Below are 2003 nucleotides of genomic sequence, written 5' to 3'. Positions count from 1 at the left end.
CCCGCCGACTCATCCGCACCGCCTGGACCACCCACCGCTGGAACACCCGACCAACCCGCCGACCATGAACCTACCCGCGCGATCTCTTAGTCGTCTTACCGGGTGTAGGTGGCGATCCTGACCCGGCGCTGATCTATTGTTCGTTCCAGTCCTTGGAGGTCTGCGCCCGTCGCTCGTACTCGCGCCGGCTGTATGTTGCCTGGCGCACGGCTCGGTCACTGTCCCAACTAGAGCCCAGCGCTCCTGCGATGGTGCCCATGGAGCTTGCCAGCCACGCGAGCTTTACGTAGTTGACGAAGCTCACCTGGGATAGCTGTAGCTGGGTTTGCAGGTAGTCCCCGGCGATCACCGTCAACGCGCCCAGCAGGATCACCATGAACAGCGCGGCGTACATCAACGACACGGCCATCGCGACGGTGAGCAGTGTGCTGGTGTTGTAGATCCATCTCTTTCGGCGTGCATGGATCCCTTCAGGGTGGTCCCACAAGCCGTTGTAAGCGATCAGCCACGCAGACATGATCGTGATGGCCGCGATGCTGATCGCGGTCAATCGCCACGGGCTGAGCGCGTTGCCCAGGGCCCAAATGCCGCTGTAGAAGACGCCAAAGGCGCCGGTGCCGATCGCTGCGGCCATCGCGCTGGACAGAGCCGGAACCAGGGTCCAGGGCTGGTTCGCCCGCACCATGCCAAGCAGCAGGCGCACATAGCCACGCGCCCCGGTCAGCTCGCTGTAGGTCTCGCCTCCTTCTCGGTCCACAGGCCGCTGCTTGACCGGGCGCAGCACGCCACGGCGAATCAGGCGAGCCTGGCCTTTTGAGGCCAGTTCCGGTCCGTGGGACAGCTCCGCGACGACGCGCAGGACGGTCTTGCGCATGCTGCGGTATTGAGCGAGGCCAAGAGCAGGCACGGAGATCAGCGCTGCTTCCTGGGGGACACTGATATCAGCGAGCAAAGCCTTTCCTCGAATAAGCCTGGGCAGGTCGGTCAGATACACGACCTGGTCACACCCCAGCTGGTGCCGCAGCTCCTGAGCGTTCGCCATCAACGTGATGTTGCCCTCCTCGTCGAAGGGCAGGGCGTACTCCTCGACCCTGATCTCCCACGAACAGTTCGCATCGACGTGTCGGGCTAACTCGCCGGGTAGCTCCTGGGCCAGCTTCTGCAGCATTCGCCGTCTCGGTCCGGACTCCGCCAGCAAGCCCACCACAACCGTCCGCGCGCCCGCACCCCACACGTCCTGCTCTTCTGTCATACCTGCCATTCTGCTCCAAGCGCCACCTCCCTCCTCAGAGATCACACCTCATCGGGGACGGTCAGCAGGCCACGCTCGGGAACCCGGTTCTCATCGACGCCTTCGTCGTGCACAGGACTACGGAACAACATGCCGATCGTGCACACGGGTACGGACACGCCGGGGCGATCAAACTCCTCTGCACACTGCCTCGAACGTGCAGGTCACCTGTGCAGACGACTTCGGACATTCACACCGAGCGGGCTGGGTCTGAGCGGCAGGGCCGTGGCCCGGTGAGGGATCGGCTACCGGGACGGGGAGCGAATCCGCAGGCGCAGTGACGGGAAATTGCTTCTGAACCTGGGACTGTCTGGCACGATGAGCTCGTGCGAGTGGACTCCCCGCCCCCGCAGCGTCCTGGAGACACTGGACAAGTTGGGGCGGTCCCCGCCGTGGTCGCCCGGCGACCACCAGCACCGCAGCAGGCAGGCCAGCCAGTGCTTCGACCGGGGCGTCTCTGGGCCATGTCGGTGCGAGTGTATAGGCTCACCGCATGAGCACGATCGCCGCGAGCGGGGACGACGACGAGGATTGGCGCGGCGGCATCGACCGATACCTTGAGCAGCTCAGCGACGAGGAGCGCGAGGAGCTTGCCAAGGCTGTCCAGGGGGTGCGGCTGAACCGCACTGGGTTTGATGGAGACTCCTGAGCTTGGAAGCGAGGATGGAGTCATGGCGAACAAGCAGGTCGCTGGAGGGCCGACGGCGCGTCG

At 64.8% G+C, this 2003-nt stretch carries 2 protein-coding genes; one reads left to right on the top strand and one right to left on the bottom strand.

Features of this window, described 5'->3' with window-relative positions; all coding sequences use genetic code 11:
- Positions 1–133: 133 nt before the first annotated feature.
- Entirely contained in the window at positions 134–1252 is a 1119-nt protein-coding gene (locus tag K338_RS24160) for a hypothetical protein (RefSeq protein WP_022919797.1), read from the bottom strand.
- A gap of 532 nt (positions 1253–1784) precedes the next feature.
- Between K338_RS24160 and K338_RS25770 the strand changes: the two genes are divergently transcribed.
- A complete protein-coding gene (locus tag K338_RS25770) occupies positions 1785–1940 on the top strand; it encodes a hypothetical protein (protein ID WP_022919795.1) in 156 nt (51 codons plus the stop codon).
- Positions 1941–2003 lie beyond the last annotated feature (63 nt).

The organism is Ruania albidiflava DSM 18029, assembly GCF_000421225.1.
GTDB classification, from domain to species: domain Bacteria; phylum Actinomycetota; class Actinomycetes; order Actinomycetales; family Beutenbergiaceae; genus Ruania; species Ruania albidiflava.
The sequence above is the reverse complement of the archived record's forward strand: the minus strand, read 5'-3'. Positions and strand labels throughout refer to the sequence as shown.

Coding starts and splice junctions, on each gene's coding strand:
- K338_RS24160 (WP_022919797.1), bottom strand. CDS start 1,252: ATGACAGAAGAGCAGGACGTGTGGGGTGCGGGCGCGCGGACGGTTGTG.
- K338_RS25770 (WP_022919795.1), top strand. CDS start 1,785: ATGAGCACGATCGCCGCGAGCGGGGACGACGACGAGGATTGGCGCGGC.